At 70.0% G+C, this 23,245-nt stretch carries 18 protein-coding genes and 1 tRNA gene; 10 read left to right on the forward strand and 9 right to left on the reverse strand.

Annotated features, from left to right (window positions below; all coding sequences use genetic code 11):
- Positions 1-137: 137 nt before the first annotated feature.
- Positions 138-611, forward strand: coding sequence for a DoxX family protein (locus tag ACZ7SW_RS11970; RefSeq protein ID WP_470230402.1), 474 nt, complete (start codon positions 138-140; stop codon positions 609-611).
- A 32-nt stretch (positions 612-643) separates the two neighbouring features.
- Here ACZ7SW_RS11970 and ACZ7SW_RS11975 read toward each other — a convergent pair whose 3' ends face one another.
- From ACZ7SW_RS11975 to kynU, 6 genes are all read right to left on the reverse strand, one after another.
- The gene (locus ACZ7SW_RS11975) at positions 644-1,243 is read right to left on the reverse strand and encodes a GTP-binding protein (RefSeq protein WP_354747177.1); all 600 of its coding nucleotides are present in this window, start codon (positions 1,241-1,243) and stop codon (positions 644-646) included.
- Complete coding sequence (locus ACZ7SW_RS11980; RefSeq protein ID WP_470230483.1) at positions 1,224-1,595, reverse strand: DUF742 domain-containing protein; 372 nt, start codon at positions 1,593-1,595, stop codon at positions 1,224-1,226. Before ACZ7SW_RS11980 ends, ACZ7SW_RS11975 begins: the two co-directional genes overlap by 20 nt.
- Positions 1,595-2,011 carry a roadblock/LC7 domain-containing protein gene (locus ACZ7SW_RS11985; protein ID WP_009082431.1) on the reverse strand — a complete coding sequence of 139 codons (417 nt, stop codon included), beginning with the start codon at positions 2,009-2,011 and terminating at the stop codon, positions 1,595-1,597. Before ACZ7SW_RS11985 ends, ACZ7SW_RS11980 begins: the two co-directional genes overlap by 1 nt.
- Positions 2,011-4,527 (reverse strand): sensor histidine kinase, encoded by a 2,517-nt coding sequence (locus ACZ7SW_RS11990; RefSeq protein WP_470230403.1) that lies wholly within the window; start codon positions 4,525-4,527, stop codon positions 2,011-2,013. The genes ACZ7SW_RS11985 and ACZ7SW_RS11990 overlap by 1 nt, the downstream gene beginning before the upstream one ends.
- 376 nt (positions 4,528-4,903) lie before the next feature.
- Positions 4,904-5,194: a hypothetical protein gene (locus ACZ7SW_RS11995; protein ID WP_470230404.1), complete on the reverse strand. Its 291-nt coding sequence runs from the start codon at positions 5,192-5,194 to the stop codon at positions 4,904-4,906.
- 211 nt (positions 5,195-5,405) lie between these two features.
- Positions 5,406-6,596: a kynureninase gene (gene kynU, locus ACZ7SW_RS12000; protein WP_470230405.1), complete on the reverse strand. Its 1,191-nt coding sequence runs from the start codon at positions 6,594-6,596 to the stop codon at positions 5,406-5,408.
- Positions 6,597-6,741: 145 nt separating this feature from the next.
- Between kynU and ACZ7SW_RS12005 the strand changes: the two genes are divergently transcribed.
- Complete coding sequence (locus ACZ7SW_RS12005; protein WP_470230406.1) at positions 6,742-8,568, forward strand: AMP-dependent synthetase/ligase; 1,827 nt, start codon at positions 6,742-6,744, stop codon at positions 8,566-8,568.
- A 4-nt stretch (positions 8,569-8,572) separates the two neighbouring features.
- Here the strand turns inward: ACZ7SW_RS12005 and ACZ7SW_RS12010 are convergent, their stop codons facing one another.
- Positions 8,573-9,469: an SDR family NAD(P)-dependent oxidoreductase gene (locus ACZ7SW_RS12010; protein ID WP_470230407.1), complete on the reverse strand. Its 897-nt coding sequence runs from the start codon at positions 9,467-9,469 to the stop codon at positions 8,573-8,575.
- A 374-nt stretch (positions 9,470-9,843) separates the two neighbouring features.
- Between ACZ7SW_RS12010 and ACZ7SW_RS12015 the strand changes: the two genes are divergently transcribed.
- The 5 genes from ACZ7SW_RS12015 to ACZ7SW_RS12035 all read left to right on the forward strand — a co-directional run bounded on the left by ACZ7SW_RS12015 (position 9,844) and on the right by ACZ7SW_RS12035 (position 18,228).
- Positions 9,844-11,028: an MFS transporter gene (locus ACZ7SW_RS12015; protein WP_470230484.1), complete on the forward strand. Its 1,185-nt coding sequence runs from the start codon at positions 9,844-9,846 to the stop codon at positions 11,026-11,028.
- A 464-nt stretch (positions 11,029-11,492) separates the two neighbouring features.
- The gene (locus tag ACZ7SW_RS12020) at positions 11,493-12,857 is read left to right on the forward strand and encodes a GGDEF domain-containing protein (protein ID WP_470230408.1); all 1,365 of its coding nucleotides are present in this window, start codon (positions 11,493-11,495) and stop codon (positions 12,855-12,857) included.
- A 641-nt stretch (positions 12,858-13,498) separates the two neighbouring features.
- Positions 13,499-15,679, forward strand: a complete 2,181-nt coding sequence (locus ACZ7SW_RS12025; protein ID WP_470230409.1) for a phospholipase A2 — start codon at positions 13,499-13,501, stop codon at positions 15,677-15,679.
- 163 nt (positions 15,680-15,842) lie between these two features.
- A complete protein-coding gene (locus tag ACZ7SW_RS12030) occupies positions 15,843-17,513 on the forward strand; it encodes an LCP family protein (RefSeq protein ID WP_470230410.1) in 1,671 nt (556 codons plus the stop codon).
- A gap of 124 nt (positions 17,514-17,637) precedes the next feature.
- On the forward strand, positions 17,638-18,228 hold the full coding sequence (locus ACZ7SW_RS12035; protein WP_470230411.1) for a helix-turn-helix domain-containing protein: 591 nt from the start codon (positions 17,638-17,640) through the stop codon (positions 18,226-18,228).
- 325 nt (positions 18,229-18,553) lie between these two features.
- Here ACZ7SW_RS12035 and ACZ7SW_RS12040 read toward each other — a convergent pair whose 3' ends face one another.
- Positions 18,554-20,014, reverse strand: a complete 1,461-nt coding sequence (locus tag ACZ7SW_RS12040) for a flavin-containing monooxygenase (protein ID WP_470230412.1) — start codon at positions 20,012-20,014, stop codon at positions 18,554-18,556.
- A gap of 71 nt (positions 20,015-20,085) precedes the next feature.
- Between ACZ7SW_RS12040 and ACZ7SW_RS12045 the strand changes: the two genes are divergently transcribed.
- Together ACZ7SW_RS12045 and ACZ7SW_RS12050 are read left to right on the forward strand one after the other, a co-directional pair.
- Positions 20,086-20,685 (forward strand): TetR/AcrR family transcriptional regulator, encoded by a 600-nt coding sequence (locus ACZ7SW_RS12045; protein ID WP_470230413.1) that lies wholly within the window; start codon positions 20,086-20,088, stop codon positions 20,683-20,685.
- 220 nt (positions 20,686-20,905) lie between these two features.
- The gene (locus tag ACZ7SW_RS12050; RefSeq protein WP_470230414.1) at positions 20,906-21,478 is read left to right on the forward strand and encodes a hypothetical protein; all 573 of its coding nucleotides are present in this window, start codon (positions 20,906-20,908) and stop codon (positions 21,476-21,478) included.
- A gap of 1,346 nt (positions 21,479-22,824) precedes the next feature.
- Here ACZ7SW_RS12050 and ACZ7SW_RS12055 read toward each other — a convergent pair.
- A complete protein-coding gene (locus ACZ7SW_RS12055) occupies positions 22,825-23,046 on the reverse strand; it encodes a DUF3618 domain-containing protein (protein WP_037358573.1) in 222 nt (73 codons plus the stop codon).
- Positions 23,047-23,170: 124 nt separating this feature from the next.
- Between ACZ7SW_RS12055 and ACZ7SW_RS12060 the strand changes: the two genes are divergently transcribed.
- Positions 23,171-23,244, forward strand: a tRNA-Leu gene (locus ACZ7SW_RS12060).
- Position 23,245: the final 1 nt, after the last annotated feature.

Here is a 23,245-nt window from a genome sequence, read left to right on the forward strand (position 1 = left end):
TCTGCCCGCCCCGCTGACCAGCCCGAACACCACCACAGAAAAAACTTCCCGGCGATGTGTCGATCCACGTCCACCGCGTTCGACGCATAGGCAGAAGGCACCCAACAGCCACCAGCCACCCCGGGAAGGACCCCACGATGACCACCACCACCGCCCAGAAGACCTCGAAGACCGCCAAGACCGCGAACACCGCGAACACCGCCACCGAAACCACGAAGTCCCTGGCGGACCAAGCCCGCCCCACCGTACTGGCCCTCTTCCGCGCAGTGGTGTCGTTCCTCTTCCTCTGCCACGGCCTGATGGGCTTCGGCCTCTTCGGCGGCATCGACAACGCGGGCGGCGCGCTCCCGCTGGGCCAGTGGCCGGGCTGGTGGGCCAGCGTGATCGAGGTGGTCGGCGCGATCCTCGTCTTCGCCGGGCTCTTCACCCGCGTCTCCGCGCTCGTGCTCTCCGGCGTGATGGCCTACGCCTACTTCACCGTGCACGCCCCGGAAGGCCTTCTCCCCCTGCACAACATGGGCGAACCCGCCGCCCTGTACGCCTGGATCTTCCTCACCATCGCGGTCGTCGGCCCGGGCGCGGCCTCCCTGGACCGACTGCGCCGCCGCTGAAAACACCGTGCCAGAGCGGCAATCCCGGAAACCTAACCGGGGTTGCCGCTCACCAGCATCGCCCGCCCGAGCACGTGCTCCATCAACACCGTCAGCACCTGCTTGGTCGAGTCCCGCTCCCGCGCGTCGCACAGCAGCAACGGCACCTGAGGGTCAAGATCCAGTGCCCCGCGGACTTCCTCGGTCCCGTACCGGTAAGCGTCGTCGAAGCAGTTCACCCCGACGACGAACGGCAGCCCGCGCTGCTCGAAGAAATCCACTGCGGGGAAACAGGATTCGAGCCGCCGCGTGTCCGCCAGCACCACCGCGCCGAGCGCGCCGTCGGCCAGTTCGTCCCACATGAACCAGAACCGGTCCTGCCCCGGTGTGCCGAACAGGTACAGGATCAGCTCGGGGTTGATGGTGATCCGGCCGAAGTCGAGCGCGACCGTCGTGGTCGTTTTGCCCTCGACGCCGGACAGGTCGTCCACGCCCTCGGACGCGGCGGTGATCACCTCTTCGGTGCGCAGCGGCGGCACCTCGCTGACCGAGCCGACCAGGGTCGTCTTGCCGACTCCGAAGCCGCCCGCGACGAGCACCTTCACCGCCTGCGCGGTGAGCGACCGGCGGGGCTCAGAGTTTCCGGATGCCATCGAGAACCGCCTGGAGAATGTGGGGGCTGGGGGCGTCGGTCACCGGCGTCGCGGTGCGGAAGAGCACGAGGTTGCGTTCTATCAAATCGCTCAGCAGGACCTTCACCACCGGCAGCGGCAGGTCGACGCGAGCCGCCACCTCGGCCACCGAAACCGGGCGCTGGCACAGGGAAAGAATGCGCGCGTACTCCGGTTCGAGGCCGGGCGTCTCGCTCGCGGCGCGCAGCGCGACGACGAGCGTGATCAGGTCGAGCCCGCGGGTGTCGGACCGGGTCCGCCCGCCGGTGACAGCGTAGGACCGCACCAGCGGACCGGCCTCGTCCTCGTACCAGGACTCGCGGCCCTGGGCCATCATGGCGAGGTCCGCTGGACCGCTCCGGCCCGCGGCGCCGCGGTGAGCACCGCGCCGACCCGCTTGACCATCAGGTTCATCTCGTAGGCGACGAGCCCCATGTCCGCGTCGACCCCGGCCAGCAGCGCGAGGCAGGCGCCCCGGCCGGCCGCGGTGACGAACAGGAACGCGTGGTCCATCTCGACCATCGTCTGCCGCACGTTGCCGCCGCCGAAGTGCCGCCCGGTGCCGCGGGCGAGGCTCTGGAACGCCGACGCGACCGCGGACAGGTGCTCCGCGTCCGCCTCGGACAGGTTGCCCGACCGGCCGATCAGCAACCCGTCCGCGGACAGCACCACCGCGCGGTCCGCGCCGGCGACCCGCTGCACGAGGTCGTCGAGCAGCCAGTCGAGCTCGTTGACGCCGTTGTTCGCCATCAGTCGCGATCTCCGTACCTGTTGTCGTGCCCGGGATCGGCCTCGCGGGCCCGCCGGGTGCCCTGCTGGAAGGCGCTGAGCCGGGAGCGGGCCTGCTCCGGCGAATCCTCGCGGACGTCGTCGGGTTCCGGCTCCGTCCGGTCGCCGCGCAACTGCGGAACCAGGTTCTGCTGCCGCCGCCGCTGCGGAAGCGGCGGACGACCGGGCGGACGCGGCGGCGCGGACCGGCCGTTCTCGACAGCCGGACGCGGTGCGCGGCCGTTGTCCGCGGGCGGACGCTGCTCGTGCTGCGGACGGGTCTGCGGCGGACGGACCGGCGGCGCCTCGGCGACCGGGCGCATGGCGCGGCGGGTCGGCAACTCCGGCCGCTGCTGCTCCGGTGCCGCTCGGGGCTCCGGCGCGACCCGAGGCTCCGGCGCGGGACGCGACGCTTCCGCTTGCGCGGGTTCCGGACGCGACGCTTTCCGTTGCGGCAGTTCCGGTCGCCGAGGCTCAGCCCGCTGCGGTTCCGGCGCGGGCCGCGACGGCTCCACCGCGAGCCGGGACATCTCCGGCGTCCCGTCCGATTCCGGCTCCGCGTCGGCGTCGACGGGTTCCGTCTCGCTGATCGGCGCGAGCAAATCCTTGCGCACCAACACGATCGCCCGGGTCCCGCCGTACGCGGATTCGCGCAGGTGCACCGAGATCCCGTGCCGCGACGCCAGCCGCGCGACCACGAACAGGCCCAGCCGCGGTTCGTCGGACAGCGCCATGATCCCGAAGTCCGGCGGGTCGGCGAGCATCGCGTTGAACTCGTCGGCCTGCTCCTGCTCGATGCCCAGCCCCTGGTCCTCGACCTCGATCACGACGCCCTTGCCGACGACGTTGCCGCGCAGTTCGACGCGCGATTCCGGCGGCGAGAACGACGTCGCGTTGTCGATCAGCTCGGCGAGCAGGTGCACGAGGTCGCCGACGACCGGCCCGCGCACCGCGACCTCGGGCAGCTTCGCCGTCTTCACCCGCGCGAAGTGCTCGGTTTCCGCCGCCGCGCCGCGGACGAGTTCCACCAGCGACACCGGATTGCGCCACTGCCGTCCCGGCTGGCCGCCGCCGAGGATGATCAGGTTCTCCGCGTTGCGCCGCGCGCGGGTGGAGAGGTGGTCGAGCCGGAACAGCGTGTCCAGCTGGTCCGGGTCCTCCTGCTTGCGCTCGGCGGCGTCCAGCACCTTCAGCTGCCGGTGCACGATCACCTGGCTGCGGTGCGCGATGTTCAGGAACACCGCCTTGGTGCCCTCCCGGGTCTTGGCCTCCTCGACCGCGGCGGCGAGCGCTGACTGCTGCGCCAGGTTGAACGCCTCGGCCACCTCGCCGATCTCGTCCGTGCCGTGGTCGAGCAGGTGCCCGCCCTCGTCGAGGTCGACCGGTTCGCCCGCCCGCACCCGGCCGACGAGCTCCGGCAGCCGCACCTCGGCAGCGTCGAGGGTGTCCTCGCGCAGCCGGGCGAGCCGGGAGATGAAGCGGTTCGACAGCCGCAGCGCGATCAGCACCACGACGAGCGCGAAGAGCACCGCCGCCGCGCCCGCGATGATCGAGTTCCGCAGCGTGTCGTCCGCGTCGGTGATCGCCGCGTTGGTCGCGTGCGCGCTCTGCGCGGCGAACATCGTCATCAGCGTGGTGGCGACCTGCTTGGCGTCGGTCCGCCACTGCTCCAGCGGCACCGGCAGCTGTTTCGCGCCGGACAGCAAGGCGTTCTCGACCTGCGTCACGGTCGTCCACTCGGGACTCGAGACGAGCTTGTCGTAGTTCGCCCGCACCTCGGGCACCATCTGCGGCACCGACTGTTCGAGCTGCGCGTGGTACGCGCCGATCTGGCCGAGGTACGCGCGCTGCTCGTCGCCGGACAGCCCGCCCGCGGCGAGCCCGGCCGAGGCCAGCGCGTCGCTGCGCTGCATTTCCTCCGCGGCGTTGAAAATCGGGATCGCGGACAGCCGGGCGTAGGCGTTGTCCGCGCCGCGCGCGGCCTGCGCGAGCCCGGCGACGCCCTGGGTGAACTGGTCGATGATCTGGTTGTAGAAGGAGAAAACCTCGAGCCGCGGCACCTGGCCGGAGTCGACCCGCTGGCGCAGCTGCGGCAGTTTCGCTTCCAGCGCGGCGAACGTGGCGATGTTCTGCTTGACGCTCGCGGGCACGTTCGAGTCGCTCGCGAAGTTGCCCTGCAGCACCGAGGTGATCTGCGCGGCGGACGCGTCCGTCTTCGGCCGGGTGGCCAGCAGCGCGGCGCGCGCGGCGTCCTGTCCGGCCAGCACGCTCATCGACAGCTGCCGTTCCTGTTCCGCGGCGAGCAGGAACGGAATGCCGGGGCCTTCCGAACCGCGAATCTTCTGCGCGTAACCGCGCGCCTGGGTCGCGTCGAAAATCAGGTATCCGGCGAGCGCGATACCGACCACCAGCAACGCCACGCTCGGAATCAACGCGATCGCGAGCACGCGAGAGCGAATCGACGAGCCGCGGCCCTTTCGCCCGGAATTCTGCTTCACCGTGATCCGTTTTCCTTCCGGCACTGCTGTGGTATTCGGGTCCTCGGTGTTTTCGTTGCACCGGTCCGACCAGCCGGATCACAGTTCACCGCGGTCTGCGTTTCCCGCGACGACGGTAAGCAACCCGGACGGGCGAGTCAAGTCCGGACCCGCGTTGCCGTCATCCTCTTGTTACCTGCTAGTAACCCGCTGCGGTGCTTGGAAAACTGATCACCACCGGACGTGACCTTGGTCGCACCGGCCGCGCCGGCGCGCGCCGGGCCCCCGCGGGTGAGGTCGGTCACGACCCCGGGCGCGCGAAAACCAACCGGAAACTTATGCGCATTTCCGCATCGGCCGCGGAATCGAACGGAGAACCGAGATCAATTTCCGGAATTCAGCGCCGGACGCCATTCGGCGGCCGGTGTGCGGAAAACCGGGGCCCGGGCGCGGGATCCGTTTCCGGGGCGACCGCCGGACGGTCGCGGCGGAGCAGATCGTGCAGCATCTCCCGGCACGCCCACGCCAGCACCGCCACGGACGCGACCAGCACCGCCACCAGCGCCGATTCGACCGGATAGCGTCCGATGAAGTCGCCGAAACGCGCGAGCACGAAGCCGAGGGCCACGCCGACGAGCAGGGTCACGACATACGAGAGCGGCACTTCCCGACCGCGGGTCTCGATCATTTCGGCCCCTTTCGCCCCGGATTCGCGCGGCGGCGTCGCTCCCCGATCAGCTTCCGCCCGCGAAAAAACAGGGACCGAGCATACCCGCCAGGCAGCGGGCAGCGCGCCCGTCGATCACCCGAAGGGGCGAGCACGACACCGATTGTTCACCCAGGACCCGCGAATCCGGCCGGATCCCGGCGAATCCGCGCGGATATTGCGCGAATTCTTTTCAGCGCACCTCGCGCAGCACGGTCACCGCTCGCAGCACCTCGGCGTAAGTCGTGTACAGCGGGGCCAGCCCGAACCGCAGCACGTCCGGCGGCCGGAAATCGCCGAGCACGCCGCGTTCGTGCAGCGCGTCCATCGTCTGCTGCCCGCCAGGGTCGCGCACCGAGACCTGGTGTCCCCGCGAGTGCTCGCGCGGCGTCGGGATGTCGGCTCCCGGCAGCAGTTCGTCCGCACACCGGAAAAAGAAATCGCCCAGCGCCAAGCCTTTCGCGCGCAGCACGGAAAGGTCGACGCCGTCCCAGACGTCCAGCGCGGCGTCGAGCGCCAGCATCGAGAGGATGTCCGGAGTGCCGGCGCGGGCGCGCGCGATCCCCGCGCTGCCGCGGTAACCCGGTTCCATTCCGAACGGATCCGCATGCCCGGCCCATCCGGCGAGCGGCTGATCGAATTCCGCCTGATGCCGCTGTGCCACATAGATGAACGCGGGCGAACCCGGTCCGCCGTTGAGGAATTTGTACGTACAGCCCACCGCGAAATCGACGTCGCACGCGTCGAGCTGAACCGGAATCGCGCCGACGCTGTGGCAGAGATCCCACACCGCGAGCGCGCCGGCCGCGTGCACGGCCTCGGTGACCGACGGCATGTCGTGCAGCCGTCCGCTGACGTAATCGACGTGATTCACGAGCACCGCCGCCGTCCGCTCGCTCACCGCGCCGGGCAGTTCCGCCACCGGCACGCGCCGCACGGTGTGCCTGGTGAGCCGGGCCGCCTGGTCGGCCACGTAGCCGTCGGTCGGGAAGGTCGCCGCGTCGACCAGCACCTCGTCGCGGCCGGGGTTCGCCCGCACCGCCGCCACGAGCGCCTTGAACAGGTCCACACTCGTCGAATCCGCCACCACGACCTGTCCGGCCGCAGCCCCGACCAGCGGCGCGATCCGCTCGCCGACCCGCTGCGGGGCTTCCCACCAGCCCTCGGTCCACGACCGGATCAGCCGCCGACCCCACTGCTCGCGAACGACCCGGCTCAACCGCTCCGCGACGTGTTTCGGCGGCGCGCCAAGAGAATTCCCGTCGAAGTACGCGACTTCCGGGTCAAGGTCGAACTCCGCGCGCTTCGCGGCGAGCGGGTCGGCGGCATCGAGCGCGGCCGCCTCGTCGGCAAGACTCTCGCTGCGCACGGCGGATTCGGTCATCGACGCTCCTCGGGTCCCGGTTCGCCCCCTTTCTAACAGGAGCCGGGCCGGTCTATCGAGCGCCGAGGCTGGCCGGGATTCTCTATCGGCCGCCGCGCCGACGACCTACAGTGACCTGACCAGGCACCACCGGAGGAGGTCAGCGTTGACCCAGTCGATCGCCGAACAAGCCGAGGGCCGCACCATCCCGTCGCTGCTGCGGCGCAATGCCGTCGAGTACGGGGACCGGCCCGCGCTCACCTCGCTCGATCTCGAAGGCCGTCCGACGCTCACCTGGAGCGAGTTCCGGACCGCGATCGCCGAGGTGTCCCGCGGGCTCGCCGGGCTCGGCCTCGCCGCGGGCGACCGGATGCTGATCATGGCCCCGAGTTCGCCGGACCACCTGATCGCCGACCTCGCCGCGGTGCACCTGGCGGCCCTCCCGTGCACGGCGTACGCGACGCTCAGCCCGGAGCAGATCCGCTACGTCGCCCGGCACAGTGCCGCCCCGGTCGTCGTCCTCGCCGGTGCCGACGAGCTGTCCCGCTGGCTGCCGGTCCTCGACGATCTGCCCGCGCTGCGCCGCGTGGTGGTCATCGACGAATCCGCGATCCCCGACGGCGACGACCGGTTCGTCGCGTACTCGGCGGTGCGCGAAGCCGGCCGCGCCGCGCTCGCCGCCGACCCCGAGGCGTTCGACCAAGCCTGGCAGGCGATCCGCCCGGACGACCCGCTCGCGATGATCTACACCTCCGGCACCACCGGCGACCCCAAGGGCGTCGTGCTGTCTCACCGCAACGCGATCCACGAGGGCATCGCCGTGCACACACTGCACAAGGCGCCGATGCACCCCACGAACATCGCGTACCTGCCGCTCGCGCACATCGCCGAACGCGAGCTGTCTATCTATCTGCCGATCGTCGCCGCGGGCCACGTGCACACCGTCGGCGATCCGTCCGGCGTGGTCGCGGCGCTCGGCCAGGTGCATCCGCAGAGCTTCTTCGGCGTGCCACGGGTATGGGAAAAGATGGTGGCGGGCCTGAAGAACATGCTCGCCGGCATCCCCGAAGACCGGCGCGAGGCGCTCATCTCGGCGAACGAACTCCTGCAAGAGGGCTACAAACTCCGCAGCGCGGGCGAGGAGGTCCCGGCCGATCTCGCCGAGCGCATCGCGAAGACCGACGAGACCGTCCTCGCTCCGGTGCGTGGGCTGCTCGGGCTCGACCAGCTCCACATCGCGTCCAGCGGCGCGGCCGCGCTGCCGCTGGAGGTGCTGTACTTCCTCGCCGGGCTGGGCGTCGAGATCCGCGAGGTCTGGGGCCTGTCCGAGACCACCGGCGCGGCGACCGCGAACAGCGCCGACGCCTTCCGCGCGGGCACCGTCGGCCGTCCGATCGACGGCGTCGAGGTGAAGATCGGCGAGGACGGCGAACTGCTCGTCCGCGGCCCCATCGTGTTCCTCGGCTACCTGCAGCCGGACGGCACGATCGAACCGGCCACCGACGCCGACGGCTGGTTCGCCACCGGCGACATCGGCACGATCGACGACGACGGGTACGTCACGATCACCGACCGCAAGAAGGAACTGATCATCACCTCGAGCGGCAAGAACATCGCGCCGACCCGGATCGAGGGCTTGCTGAAGGAACACCCGCTGATCGGCCAGGCGGTCGCGATCGGCGACGCGCGGCCGTACGTGACCGCGCTGATCGTGCTCGACGACGAGATCGCGCCCGGCTGGGCAGCGGCCAACGGCGTCGAAGCGGCCGGGATCGACGCGCTCGCCGCGCACGAGGCGGTCCAGGCGGAGATCGCCCGGGCCGTCGAATCGGCCAACAGCAGGCTCGCGCGGGCCGAGCAGATCAAGAAGTACCACGTCATCACGACGGCGTGGACGCCGGAAACCGGCGAGCTGACCCCGACGCTCAAGCTCAAGCGCCGGGTGATCAACGACCGCTACGGCTCCGACATCGCCTCGCTCTATTCCTCGTAAGCGCTCACGAGGCCTGCCGGGAGTTCTCCGTCCACTTGCGCAGCCGAGGCGGCACGCGCTTTTCCAGTCCGTAGTTCTCCAGGTGGGCGGAGAACACCTCGTCGAACGCCTGCTGCACAGTCTCGGTGTCCCAGTCCGGGCGTTCCAGGATCGGCTGCTTCAGGTACGGCTGCCCCATCACGTGCAGCTGCGGGCCGTTGCACCGGATCATCTGCCCGGTGATGCCGTGCGATCCCTCGCCGAGCAGGAACAGCACGAGCGGCGCGATCTTCGCCGGCGTGCGCTCCGGCGGGCACGCGCGCAGCGCCCGCTCGGATTTCCAGACCATCCGGGTGTGCGCCACCGGGCACACCGCGTTCACCCGGATCCCGGAGTCGTCGAGGTCCAGCGCCCAGGAATAGGTCAGCGACGCGACCGCGCCCTTGCTCGCCGAGTACACGCCGAGCTTGCGCTGCCCGAGCGACGCGCCGGAGGAGATGTTCACGATCGACCCGCCGCCGCCCGCGGCCACCATCGCGCGGATCGCGGCGAGCCCGGTGTACATCACGCCGAGCACGTTGACTTCGACCAGCTGGCGGGCCTGTTCCGCGTCGTCCTCCCAGGGCAGCGCCTCGTAGTTGAGCCCGGCGTTGTTGACCAGTCCGTCGATCCGGCCGAACTCGGCGACGCACTGGTCGACGATCGCCTGCGCCTGCGCCGGGTCGGCCACGCTGTGCCCGTTCGCGACCGCGCGCCCGCCGTGGCCGCAGATCGTCTCCGCGGTGCGCTCGGCCAGCTCGGCGTCCACGTCGTTGACGACGACCGCGCCGCCCGCCCGGGCGACGTGCACGGCGAACGCCTCCCCGAGCCCGCGTCCGGCCCCGGTCACGACCACGGCCTTGTCCTGCAACAGTCTGTCCACGCTCACTCCCCGCTGGTGCGCCCGGCGCGAGGACGAACGCTCCGCCGGGTCTCTCCCAGTGTTGGACCGTTCGGCCCAGTCGCACCGGTCGATGGCGACGAACGGTGGTCGGGCTGCGCCGAACGAGGAAAGCTGATCAGTGGCACGGGTACCCCGCGGCAGGTCAGTCCGAACGGCTCCGCGTTCCGGCCACCGGATTCTTCCCGACTGTTCACCCTGGTGTGATCAGCGGCATACTGAGGGTGCACGCCCTGGCCGGAGTAGTGACACTCCTGGCCAGGAGCGCTACTGGCGAAGGCACAATGCGGGCACCGGCATTCACTCGATCGGGGAGGGGCAGTGGTCATCTCGTGACGACCGAAGCGACCTCTCGGCTGACGGCACCGCTGCGGAATGTCGAATATCGCGTGCTCTGGGCGGCGGAGGCCATCTCGAGCGCGGGCGACCAGCTGGCGAAGGTGGCGTTGTCCATCCTCGTCTACCACCGCACCGGTTCCGCGCTATGGGCTGCGGTCGTGTACGCGCTGACTTTCCTGCCCGCGCTCGCCGGCGGGCTCGGTCTGTCGTTCCTCGCCGACCGCTATCCGCGGCGGGCCGTGCTGAGCATGAGTGCCGCGGCGCAAGCGGTGCTCGTGGGGCTGATGAGCCTGCCCGGAATGCCGCTGGCCGCTTTGTGCCTGCTGCTCATCGCGGTTCAGCTGGCCGCGTCTCCCGCGAACGCGGCGCAGAACGCGATCACCCGCGAGGTGTTCGCCGACGACCATCTGTACCTGCGCAGCCAAGATCTGCGCGGGATCACCACCAACACCGTGCAGCTGCTCGGCCTGGCCGGCGGCGGCGTGCTGGTGACGGCCGTGGGCACGTCGTGGGCGCTGGCGATCGACGCGGTGAGTTTCGCGGTGGCCGCGGTGATCGTGCGGGTGTGGGTGCACAACCGGCCCGCTGCCGGAGGCGACCACAACACCTGGTTCTCCGCGACGCGCTGGGTGTTCGGGCAGCGGAAACTGCGCGTGCTGATCGCGTTGTCGTGGCTCGTGGGGCTGGCCGTGGTGCCCGAGGGGCTGGCCGCGCCGCTGGCCCAGCAGCTGAACGCGCCGTCCGCGGCGGTCGGCTGGCTGCTCGCCGCCGACCCGCTCGGCTTCGTCGCCGGGGCCTATCTGCTGTCGAAATTCGCGTCCGCCGAGGTCCGGCAGCGGCTGCTCGGAGTGCTGGCGACGACGTCGCTGGCCTTGCTCGCGCTGTTCCTGCTGCAGCCGAATCTGGTGGTCGCGCTGGTGCTGCTCGCGCTCGCCGGTGCGATGGGCGCCTACATCATCACCGTGACCGCGACGTTCTCCACCTGGGTGCCGAACGAACTGCGCGGCGGGGCCGGCGGGCTCTACCGCACGGGGCTGCGCGTGGCGCAGGGCATCGGGGTGGCTCTCGGCGGGGTGGTCGCACAGGCGACCGGGTCTGCCGTCACCGCCATCGCGCTGGCCGGGCTGGCCGGCGTGGCTCTGGCGATCCCCACCGCGTTCTCGTGGACCCGGGTGCGGCACGCGGTCGCGGCCGGGGCCTGATCGTGGGTTGCGGGATGAATCGGTGGCCGGGGTCGAGGCACCGGCCGAATGGGTCCGGGTACGCCGGACGGGAACTCGTTTCACGCTTCACGGTCACGCACGGAACACACCTCCGTTCGCATTGTCACGAATCCGTCGTGGATCGGTCACAGAACTCACGCTTCACGGTCACGCACAGCTGCTCACCTCCGCTCGCTGACAATTCATCGGAAAATGACAACAGGTCGATTCACGCTTCGCGGTCGCGCATGGGAAAACACCTCACTCGGGGGGACGGCGGGGACGCTCCTCCGCAATTTACTTCATGGATGCAGCAGTTGTCGCGGAAGGCGTCTCCGGGTTCGGAGACTACGACCGAATACAGCGTTCGAAGTCGGTGAGTGAGATGATACCGGCAACTGATAACGGCGCAGAACCGGGAACCGTCCGGGAACCGCATCCGACACCGGAGGAGGCACGGCCCGATGCCCGGAACCGAACCGGCGCGCGGTGAACGCCGCGGCCCCGGGGAGGAACCGCCCGCCGCGAAGGGCGGCGCGGGAAGGCTGCGCGCACTGATCGCCGGGAACCCCGTTTCCTCCTGGGATCTCTGGACGAAACCGCGCCGGATGATCGCTTTCCTGCTCGCCTGGGACGCGATCGCGGTGGCGCTGCTGACCTTCGGCGTCGTCACGTCGCCGAGCCCGGATCTCGTGGACTGGGGCCGGTTCGCGATCCTCGCCGGCTGCGCGACGGTGCACATCCAGCTCACCCGTCGGCAAGAGGAACGGCGGCGCAACCGGGTCACCGCCGTCCACATCGACCTGACCGGCATCTGGGTGTTCCCGGCCGCGCTGCTGCTGCCGATCCCGCTGACTTTGCTGCTGATCGCGCTGCTGCGCGTCCAGCGGTGGTTCAACTCCCGGCGGCCCCCGCACAAGTTCGTGTTCACCTCGTTCACGCATGCGGTGTCGGCACTTCTGGCGCACCACCTGTACCAGACTTTCGCGTCCGCCGAACTGGCCCGGCTCTCGCCCGCGAACTCGTTGCAGGTCTTCGGAATCCTGATGCTCGTCGGCTTCAGCTACGCGGCGCTGCAGGCGCTCGTGATCGGCGGCCTGCTCGCGCTCGGCGGCACGTCCGCGCCCACGCTGCGCAACGTATTGGGCACCAAGGACGACAACCTGCTGGAGCTGTCGACGATCAGCCTCGGGACCATCGCGACGATCCTGCTGGTGAACATCCCTCCGGCGATCGTGATCCTCGTGCTCATCACGGTGCTGGGCAACCGGCTGGCGGAAATCAACCAACTGCAGTCGGAAGCGCGCACCGATCCGAAGACCGGGATCTTCAATGTGCGCGGGTGGTCGGAGTCCGCGGAGCGCGCGCTCGCGCGGGCCGCGCGCGGCGGGGAAACCCTGGCACTGCTGATGATCGACCTCGATCACTTCAAGTGGATCAACGACACGTACGGCCATCCGGCGGGCGACGACGTGCTCCGCACGGTGGCGCAAACTCTCGACGAGATAACGCGTCCCAAGGACATCATCGGCCGCTTCGGCGGCGAGGAGTTCCTGATCCTGCTGCCCGACGCGGACACCACGGCGGCGAAGGTGACCGCGGAACGGATCCGTACCGCAATCGCCGATCAGCGCATCGTGACGACCGACAAACGCGGCGGTTCGGCATTGATCACCGGCCGCACCGCTTCGATCGGCGTCGCATTGCTCGGGGCTAACGGAACGACACTGGAACAGTTGCTGCAAGCCGCCGACGCGGCCGTCTACACCGCGAAGGAAGGCGGCCGGAACCAGGTGCGCTTCGCGGATGCGAATCTGCCTTCCGAGTGATCCACAATTCCGATCACCGGCACTGTTCGAGATTAATCGCGAAACCGATTCAGCAACTGTGCGCAACGGCCCGCACCCCGTTCCGCCGCCGGATTGGGCCGCCGGGTTAATTGTCGGCGCATCGGCAAACCTCGGCAGCCGGTTTTCGGACCGGAACGGCGGGCGCCGGGATTGCCGAACCCGGTTGGCCGAGGAACGAAAATCCGTCGCGCTCACGTCGGACTCAACCGCGGCTGGGCCCACCTCGGCCCGCACCCGGCCCGCGCGGCTCCCCGTGCTCGACCGCGACTGGGCCCACCTCGGACCGACCCTCCCGAGCCGCACGCTCCCGCACTCCGCATCGAGCCCGCCCCGCCGCGCTCCCGGCCGGGAGCGCCACCCCGGCGGCATTGAGTGCGTCCAGCACGGCGTTCGGCGGGTTCGGTATCGCGATGCCGCTAGGCGCAGCGCCCCGGCCCGCTGGGACAAGACAGGCTCCGCGGCTTCCGTACCGGCGAAAGTCCGTGAAGGGGCCCTTGAGGGAATCTGATTCCCCCAAGGGCCCCTTCACGGACGTCCGGATCACCCGGGGGTTACCCCCCGCACGGGTGAGGGGGACAGCCGCCTCCCGCGGCGCGCACCGGGCTGGCACCCTGGAGCGCATGCCAGCCACCGACGACCGTGCCCCGGCCGCCGTTCGCGTTCGACGACCCTGGTCGACGTCCGGCTGGCTGCTGCTCGTCCTGCTCGTGGTGTTCGGGTTCGGCCTGATCGCCTCGCGGCCCGCGTCCCCGCCTGACCAGGGCCCGCCGACCGGCGGCGTGCTCGCGGCGCGGAACGCGGTCGACGCGCTCGCCCACCCCGGCGGCGAGGCCACCGCGCTGGCGCTCCTGCCCAAGGACTTCACCGCGGTCACCGGCGTGAAGCCGGGCGCGCTGCCCGCTCGCGACGGCACCGTCCGCGCGGCGCACCTGGACGGCGGCTGCTCGGCCCCGTGGGGCGACGACAACACGAAGTGGGACTTCTCGGTCCCGTGCAAGGCGCACGACCTCGGCTACGACCTGCTCCGCTACGCCAACGACAAGGGCCACCCGCTCGACCAGTCCGCCCGGGCGTCGCTCGACGACCGGCTGGAGCAGGACATGCACCGCACCTGCGAGCTGAACCCGATGAACTCCGAGCGCACCTGCCAGCTCGTCGCGTCGGTGTTCACCGGCGGGCTGGTGGTCAACTCGTGGCACCAGCGCTGGGGCCCGCCGGTCGGCGACCCGATCGGCCCGATGGTGGCCGGCGTGCTGGTGATCGGCTGCCTGCTCGTGATGCGCCTGCGCGGCTGGCACACCGCCCGCCGGACGACCCCGCGGCCGCGGCTGCCCCGCGGCGTCCCCCGGCCGTGGGCGGTGCTCGGCATCGCCGGGGCCGCGGCGCTGCTGATCGGCGAATCGGCGACCGCGCTGGCCGACTGGGCGGGTGCGCCGGAGACCACCTGGTGGCCGCTGACCTGGCTCGCGCAGCTCACGCCACTGCTCTTCTTCGCGGGCGGGCTCGCCAACGCGGCGGGCTGGCGGGCCGAACGCGACCGCGGCTACCGGCATTACCTGGCCGAACGGTCCAGTCCTCTGCTGCGCCCGGCGTTGATCTTCGCCGTGGTCGCCCTGATCGTGCCGCTGGCGCTGGAGCTGCTGGGCATCCCGGCCGGGACCAACGCCACCGTCATGCGGATCGCTCTGCACCCGCTGTGGTTGCTAGGTGTCTACCTGCTGACCGTCGTCGGCGCGCCGATGCTGCTCGCGCTCTACCGCCGGACGCGGTTGTGGTCGGTCGCGGCGCTAACCGCCGTCGTCGTAGCCGGAGAGCTCGTCGCGAGTTGGACGGACGTCTCCTGGCCGCGCTACGCCGCCACGCTCGCCCTAGCGCTCCTCGCGCAACAGGTGGCGTTCGCGTACGCGGAGGGCGTCCGGCTTCGCCGTGCAGTGCTCGGCTTGGCCGCCGTAAGCGGTGTCGCGGCCCTCGCGGTGGCAGTGTTCGCCTTCGACGCTTCGCCGGTACTGCTCGGCAACCCGGGCGCGCCTGCCGCGTTGTCCGCGAGGCCGTGGACCGTGTTGCTGCTGGGCGTCTCGCAGCTCGGCCTCATTGGGCTCCTCGCGACTCCACTGCGTCGCTGGGCCGGGCGCGACCGCGTCACCCGCACCGCCGCGCTCATGCTGCGCGCCCCGATGAGCCTGTACCTCGCGTTCCTCGCCGCGATGCTGCTGCTTGTCGCCGTGGTCTACCTGCCCGGACCGATCGCGAACGGCCTGAGCTGGCTGCTGCGTCCGCGCACGCTCGCCGCCGTGGCGCTGCTGCTCGTGCCCGCGGCGCTGGTCTTCTGGTGGTTCGAGCGGCACCCGGGCAAGCCCGGCAAACCCGGTGCCGAGACGTCAGTCGCGCCGCTTCCGTACACCCCGACCGGCCGCCGTCCGGTGCTGCTCACTCGCGCGGCCGCCACGCTGGGCATCGGGTACGCGACGCTCGGCGTGTTCGGTCTCGCGCTGGCCCGGTTCGGCGCCGAAGCCGCGGACGCCGACGTGCTCGGCTTGCGGCTGGACCCGGTCCAGAGCCTCGTGCACCTGCTCCTCGGCGTCCTGCTGCTGCACGCGGTCCGGACCGGCGGAGCGGCGACCTCGGCCGCGACGTGGTTCGCCGCCGCACTGACCTGCGTGCCGTCGCTCGTGGCCGCCGCGGGCGGTGAGACGCACGGCTCGGCGGTCGTCGTCCTGCACCTCCTCACCGCAGTATTCGCCCTGGTCGGAGCGGGTTCGTGCCTGGTCCCCGCGAGGAGGGCGGCCGCCGCCGCGCCCTGACCGCGACACGCGTACCGCCGACCGGGCGAAAATGCTTCGGATACCGGACGATGGGTGGTGGACGCCACACCGTCCGGGGGAGGTGCGAATCCGTCGCAACCCCCGCCCGGCACCATGCGTCTCCAGAAGCGGACGACCAGAACGACGAGAAGGAGCCGACCGCGTGGACTACCCGCCTCGGAACGGGCAAGGCGATCGCCGCCCCGCCCGCTCGTGGCAGGACCAGCCCGGCCGGGGACCGGCGCGGCGGCCCGGGCCACCGCCCCGCTCGCGACGCGAACCGCAGGCGTCGGGTCCGCCTCGTCGGCAAGGGCCACCTTCGCGCCGACAGTCCCGCCGCGGCGGGATGCGCGGCGCGAAAATCGCTCTCGCAGTCGTTTCGCTGCTGGTCATGGGGCTCACCGGGTACGCGTGGGCGTCGCTGCAGGGGCTGGTCAACGGGCTGAGCTACTCCGACGTGATCGGCGAGGGCGCGGGCGGCGACAAGCCCGCCGACGGCGCCCGCGACATCCTCTTGGTCGGCCTCGACAGCCGCACCGACGCCCAGGGCAACCCGCTGTCGCCGGAACTGCTCGCCCAGCTGCGCGCGGGCGAATCGGACGGCGAGCTGAACACCGACACGCTGATCCTCGTGCACATCCCGAACGACGGCAGCAAGGCCGTCGCGATGTCGCTGCCGCGCGACTCGTACGTGGACATCCCCGGCTACGGCAAGCACAAGATCAACTCGGCGTACGCCAGGGCGATGCTGCAGGCGCGCAAGGACCTGCAGGCGCAAGGCGTGACCGATCCGAAGGAACTCGACGTCAAGGCCAACCAGGCCGGGGCGCGGCTGCTGATCTCGACGATCCAGGAGCTGACCGGGTCCACGATCGACAACTACGCGGCGATCAACCTGCTCGGCTTCAGCGACATCACGAAGGCCATCGGCGGCGTGGACGTCTGCCTGAAGGACAACGTCGACGACGACTACTCCGGCGCGAACTTCACCAAGGGCCAGCACACCATCTCCGGGGTGGAGGCGCTGGAATTCGTCCGGCAGCGGCACGGGCTGCCGCGCGGCGACCTCGACCGGGTGGTGCGCCAGCAGGTGTTCATGGCGGGCATGGCGCGCAAGATCCTGTCCGCGGGAACGCTGACCGACCCGGGCAAGCTCAACGCGCTGGTCGACGCGATCAAGAAGTCCGTGGTGCTGAACCAGAACTGGGACATCTTCAGCTTCGCCCAGCAGATGAAGGGCCTCACCGGCGGACAGCTCGAGTTCCGGACGATCCCGGTCGACAACGTCGAGTACCGCACGCCGAACGACGGCGTCGCGGTCAAGGTCGACCCGGCGAAGGTGAAGGCGTTCGTGCAGGGCCTCGCCGGCCCGCAGGCCGGAGCCGACGGCGCCCCGGCACAACAACAGCAGCAGAAGCCGGACGAGTCGCATAAGGACACAACGGTCGACGTGCGCAACGCGTCGGATCGCACCGGCCTCGCGGCGACGGTGTCCAAGCAGTTGGTGGACAAGGGCTTCACCGCGGGCAACACGGACAACGCGTCCTCGCGGAAGACGACTGTGATCTGGGTCCCAAGCGGCGGTGAAGCGGCCGGACAGGCGGTCGCCGACGCGCTCGGCACCAAGGCGACGGTGCAGGAGGACAAGAGCGTGCCCAAGGGCCACGTGAAGGTGTTCCTGGGTTCGGACTACCAGCCGTCCGCCGGTGCGTCGAGCGGAACCGGTGCGGCGCAAGCGCCTCCGGCCCAGCAGGCCGCACCCCCGGCCGAGCCGTCCGGTCCGGGAAGCGACGACCAGCCGATCACCGCTGACGGGGTGCCCTGCGTCAACTGACGCGTTGCTCCATTCGGGGCAAGTAGAAAATCTTCCCGAAACCCGCGTAATGAGCGGCCGCTTCGGCACTTTCACCACCGGGACGCAAGCCCGCGTCCGCGAAGTTGGTTGAGGGGCAGGGGCCGTGATCGACGCTGAGCACTACCAGCGAGTGCTGGGAGACGAGCTGCGCAAGCTCAGGCGTGGCCGGGGATGGACGCGCAAAGAGCTGAACGCGCATCTGCAGAGCGAAATCTCGCTGCAGACACTGGCGACGTACGAACTGGGCACCCGGCAGTGTTCCGTGGTACGCCTGGTCGAACTGTGCGTGGCGATGGACGAACTTCCGCAGGATTTGCTGGCGAAGGTGCACAGCCGGGTCTTCACCGAGGAACCCGGCCGGGTCCGCGTCGACCTGCGCCGGGTCGTCGAGGAAGCCGGTCCGGAGCTGACTCCGTTGCGGCGCTGGGCCGAAGGAAGGTTGCGGCAGAACGGAGTCGTGCTGCCCGCGTCGCCCGCCCGGGCGAGTGCCGCCTCCCGGCCTTCCGTTCCCGTACCTGGATCCTCAAGCACCCCAAGCCCTTCGGCCCCCGCGGCTTCCGGCCAGCCCGCTTCGGCGAGCGCCTCGACCGACGAGGTGTCGTTCGACTTCGCCGCACTGGAGCGCATGGCCGAACTGTGCGGCCTTCCGACGGCCGAGCTGGTTTCGCACCTGCGCAAGCTCGCTCCTGCCTGACCACAGACCACGAGGGGGACCTTCGTGACTCCTCCCCTGCCGCGAAAGTTCCCCTCGTTCTGCTCAGCCTCCGCGCGAGTCCGTCCGCGCAGGTTCATTTCCGCTCAGCGACAACGCTGCCTTGCCCGCGTCCACTGTGGAGCGACCACTCCCGGTTCGATGCTGCTGTCCGCCATCCCAAGTACTACGAGGGGAACTTTCGCGACTCCTCCCCTGCCGCGAAGGTTCCCCTCGTACCTGGTGGTCCACTGTGGACTGCCACAGAGACCACGAGGGGGACGTTCGCGACTCCATCCCCCGTCGCGAAAGTCCCCCTCGTGCCGCATCACCCGAGCAGTTCGTAGTCCTCCCGCCGCACCGTCCGGGTGTCCAGCCAGTACCGCCAGGTGAAGCCCGGCCACAGCGTCCGGTTCACGCCCTTCGCGTCCAGGTACCAGCTCTTGCAGCCGCCCTGGGTCCAGATGCCCCGGTCGAGTTTCCGCTGCACCTCGGCGTTGAACCGCTCCTGCACGTCCTCGCGCGGGTCCAGCGCCCGGTCGCCCGCCAGCCGCAACGCCTGCGCGATATAGGAAATCTGCGCCTCGATCATGAAGACCACCGAGTTGTGCCCCAGCCCGGTGTTCGGCCCGAGCAGGAAGAACAGGTTCGGGAAGCCGTTCACGGTGATCCCGAGGTGCGTCCGCATTCCCTCGCTCGCCCACTCCTTCGCGAGGTTCCGCCCGTCGCGGCCGACGATTTCCAGGCTGTCGAACGCGTCGGTCACGTGGAACCCGGTGCCGTAGACGATCGCGTCCACCTCGTGCTCGACGCCGGCGTTGTCGACGATGCTGTGCTCACGCACCTCGGCGACGCCGTCGGTGACCACGTCGACGTTGTCGCGGGCCAGCGCCGGGTAGTAGTCGTTCGAGATGAGCACGCGTTTGCAGCCCATGGTGTAGTCCGGGGTCAGCTTGGCGCGCAGCTCCGGATCCGACACCGCGCGGTCGATGTTGCTCTTCGCCAGCCGCTGCCCGATCTTCATGATCCACGGCTGGCCGTTGAAGCCGATCGCGCGCGCTTCCAGTGCCCAGTAAAGGAAATTCCGGTACAGCCGCTGCACCGGCGGCACCGCGCGGAACAGCCCGCGCAGCCAGCCCGGCATGTCGCGGTCGGCCTTCGGCATCACCCACGGAGGCGTGCGCTGGAACAGCGTCAGCTCGGCCGTCTCCGGCGCGATCTTCGGCACGAACTGGACCGCGCTGGCCCCGGTGCCGACCACCGCGACGCGTTTGCCGGCGAAGTCGAAGTCGTGCTCCCACTCGGCGGAGTGGAACGCGCGTCCCTTGAACCGTTCGATGCCCGGCAGGTCGGGGATCATCGGCCGGTGCAGCGCGCCGACGCCCGCGACCAGCGCCGGGGCCACGAACTCGTCGCCGCCCCGGGTGCTGACGCGCCAGCGGTTCTCCTCGGCGTCCCAGCGCGCGCCGGTCATCTCCTGGCCGAAGCGGATGAAGCGGCGCAGGTCGTACTTGTCCGCGACGCCGCGCATGTACTCGTAGATCTCCGGCTGCGGCGAGTACGCGCGCGACCAGCCGGGGTTCTGCTCGAAGGAGAAGGAGTACATGTGCGACGGGATGTCGCAGGCGCAACCGGGGTAGCTGTTGTCGCGCCAGGTCCCGCCGACGTCCCGCGCCTTCTCGAGAACCACGAAGTCGTCGCGGCCGTCCTTGCGCAGCTGAATCGCCATGCCGAGCCCGGAGAACCCGGTGCCGACCACGATCACGCCGGTCTCGGTGCGATTGCCCATGCGTCCTCCCGTTAACTGTTACCCGAAGTCCAGCTTACTCGGAGTAGGTTACTGGCGGTAGAGTGTGCGCCATGACCACCGCCAAGCGCAAGCGCATGCCCCGAGCCGAGCGGGAACGGCAGATGATCGAGGTCGCCGAGCAGGTTTTCGGCGAGCGCGGCTACGCGATGGCGTCGATGGACGAAATCGCGGAACTGGTCGGCGTGTCCAAGCCGATGCTGTACGAGTACTTCAACTCGAAAGAGGGCCTGCTGCTGGCGTGCATCCGGCAGTCGCGGGCGGCGCTGCAAGAGGCCACCGAGCATTCGATCGTCGGCGCGGAGTCCGCCCAGGACGCGCTGCGGCGCGGGCTGCTGGCGTTCTTCGTCTTCATCCGCGAGCGCCGCCAGGCCTGGTCGCTGCTGCGGCACGAGATGGCGCTGATCGGGACCCCAGCCGCGGACGAGATCGAAGAAACCCGCCGCCAGCAGACCGACCTGATCACGGCGTTGATGAGCGGTTACTTCGACAGCGAGGACACCCTGCGAGCCGAGGCGTCGGCCGAGTTCGTCGTCGGGGCCTGCGAGCGGCTGGCGATCTGGTGCGAGCGCTTCCCGGAGGTGACCCCGGAGAAGGCGACCGAGTACGCCATGGATCTGCTGTGGGCCGGGTTGTCACAGCGTGCGATCTGACTTGCACGTGAAGATGACCGTGCATTAGGCCATTCGGTCGTCACTCAGCGCACATCTCGTCCCGTTACTTGTGACACAGAGTTTTCATGCGGTATCGATGACACGGTAGAAAGACACACTGAGTGTCGCGCCAGCGGCCGGCAAGCAGGAATCGCGTCATGAGTTTGCGGTGGCCGGGTCTCGACCTGTGACGCATGCTGATGACGAGAGGGGTGAGGCAGTGGTGGAAACGATCACGGCGACATACGAGCACGACAACGACGACTGGACGATCACCGTCAGCGGCCGTGGCAAGGAGCTGACCGGCAAGGCGCCCGGCATCATCGCCGCCCGCGACCGGGCCGACCAGCTCGTGGAGAAGCTCGCCCCGAACGAGCGTCCCACGGTCGTGCACCTGCTGAACGGCAACGCACTGGAGTTCACCAGCGCGTACATGGCCGCCCGCCTGACGCTGCCGGAGATCGCACCGCTGGAAATCCCGCCTTCTGGCGGAGCCAAGGCGAGTGCGGCCGCTTCGGACTCCGGCAAGACGGAAGCCCCGGCCACTGCTCCGGCCGCTGGTGCCGGTGCTGCTGGTGGTACTGCTGCTTCGGCCACTGCTGGTGGTACTGCTGCCGCGAAGGCCTCCTCGGAGAAGCCCGCCGCGGAGAAGGCTCCCGAGCAGCCCGCCAAACCGGCGCTGCCGCCGAGCAAGCAGCTCCCGAAAGAGGTCGAAGACCGCAAGCCCGACGAAGCGAGCCGCCCCGGTGTGACCGCCGGCGCGTCGGCCACGCCGCCGGTCGCACGCGCCTGACCTGCACTGTTTCTCCGCGCGGCTCGCGTTTTTGGGCTTTTCCGCAGCTCGTCTTTCGCGGGCTTTTTGCTGTGCGCTGATTCGCGCCCCCTTGCGCAGCCGGGCGTTTGGGGCCAACTCGCCGATGCCCGCCTCGCACTCGGACGCCCGCGGGCCGCGGCTTCAGGCTCTTGCGCCAGGTCGCCGACGACTGACCTCGCACTGAGCCGCTTGCCTGACCCCGCTGACTCCCGCCCACCGGCAGGCCAGCCACCGGCCGACTAGGACGATCTCGACAGAAGGCAGCTCCGCGCGCTTCCGCACCGCAGATCCGCCCGCACGACGTCCGGAGACGGTCCCGGCACCCCTCTCCTGATCTAGCCCGCAAACAGTCGGCTATGCCCCGTACAGCGGGATGAAAACCGATGCGTCACCCAGGCGGGGTAGCCCAATGCGGCGAACGTGCTCCCCCAAACCGACCCAGGCGGGCGACCGCCGAATGAGTGACCCCTGGTTCAGTGGCACTTCTCACGGAGTTAACCCGCCGTGACGATCAAGGCTGTCGATCCGCCATCCGGGGAGGAAACAGCCCGTATTCGGCAGCTCACGCCCCGCCGAGCAGCCCCCGCCGGAGAGGCGACGCGGGGTAACCGGGTGAGCTGACACGAGCCGCGCAACGTGCGAACGCGCCAGCGCGGGGCACCGGTGCCGCTCCCAGCCGATCTCCCGGAAGGCCTAGGCAAGTCGCTCACGCCGCGCAAGCAGGTCGCGCAGGCTGCGGGCAAGCAGATCACTCGGACCACGCAGGCGGGTCGCTCAGCCCGCGACAGGCAAATCGCCCAAGCCGCGCAGGCAGGTCACTCAAGCTGCGGCAGGCAAATCACTCGGCCCGCACACGCGGGTCACTCAGCCCGCGGCAGGCAAATCGCCCCAAGCCACGTAAGCAGGTCGCTCAGCCCGCGCAGGAAGGCCGCTAAAACCACGCAGGCAGGTCGCTCAAGCCGCGTAGGCACGTCGCCCAGCCCGCGTGGCAGGTAAATCGCTCAGCCGTACAGGCAGGTCACCCGGGCCACACAGGCAACTCGCTCAAGCCTCAGCAGGCGAATCATTCAGGCTGCGCGGGGCAGGTCATTCACGCCGCGAGAGCGGATCGCCCAAGTCGCGCAGGCAGGTCACTCGTGCCGCGAGGGCAGATCACCCAAATCGCGCGAGCAGGTCACTCCCGCCGCGCGGGAAGATCGCCCAAACCACTGCAGGCAAATCGCCCATGCCGCGCAAGCCAGATCGAACCGGAGGCCCCCACGAAGACCCGGCAGCCCGCCCCGGAACCAGCGAAGGCCCGGAGCCTCGGCGCGGGAGGCGAACCGTCAGCGGAACAGCTTTCGCACCAGCAGCACGGCCACCAGCACGCCAGCCCCGATCAGCGGGTACTTGACCTTCGGGTTGTCGAGCTTCGCGCGCACGCCGTCCTTCGCCTGTTCGGCGAGTTTCTGCGGATTGGCCTTCGTGCCCAGCTGGTCGAGGGTCGCCGCCAAAGCGGTCCTCGCCTGCTCGATCTCACGCTCGATGGTCTCGGGGTCGCGAGCCACGTGCCCTCCTCGCCGCAGTCGGACTGTAGGCGGTCCACGGTAGAGGACAACCCCCGCGCGACGGCGACTGGCCACGCCGAGCCGACCCGAACGTGGCGCGCGCTACGATCACACCTGGTTCTTGGGGGCCGTAGCCCAATTGGCAGAGGCACACGGTTTAGGTCCGTGCCAGTGAGAGTTCGAGTCTCTCCGGCCCCAC

This window comes from Amycolatopsis sp. NPDC114484, assembly GCF_055633755.1.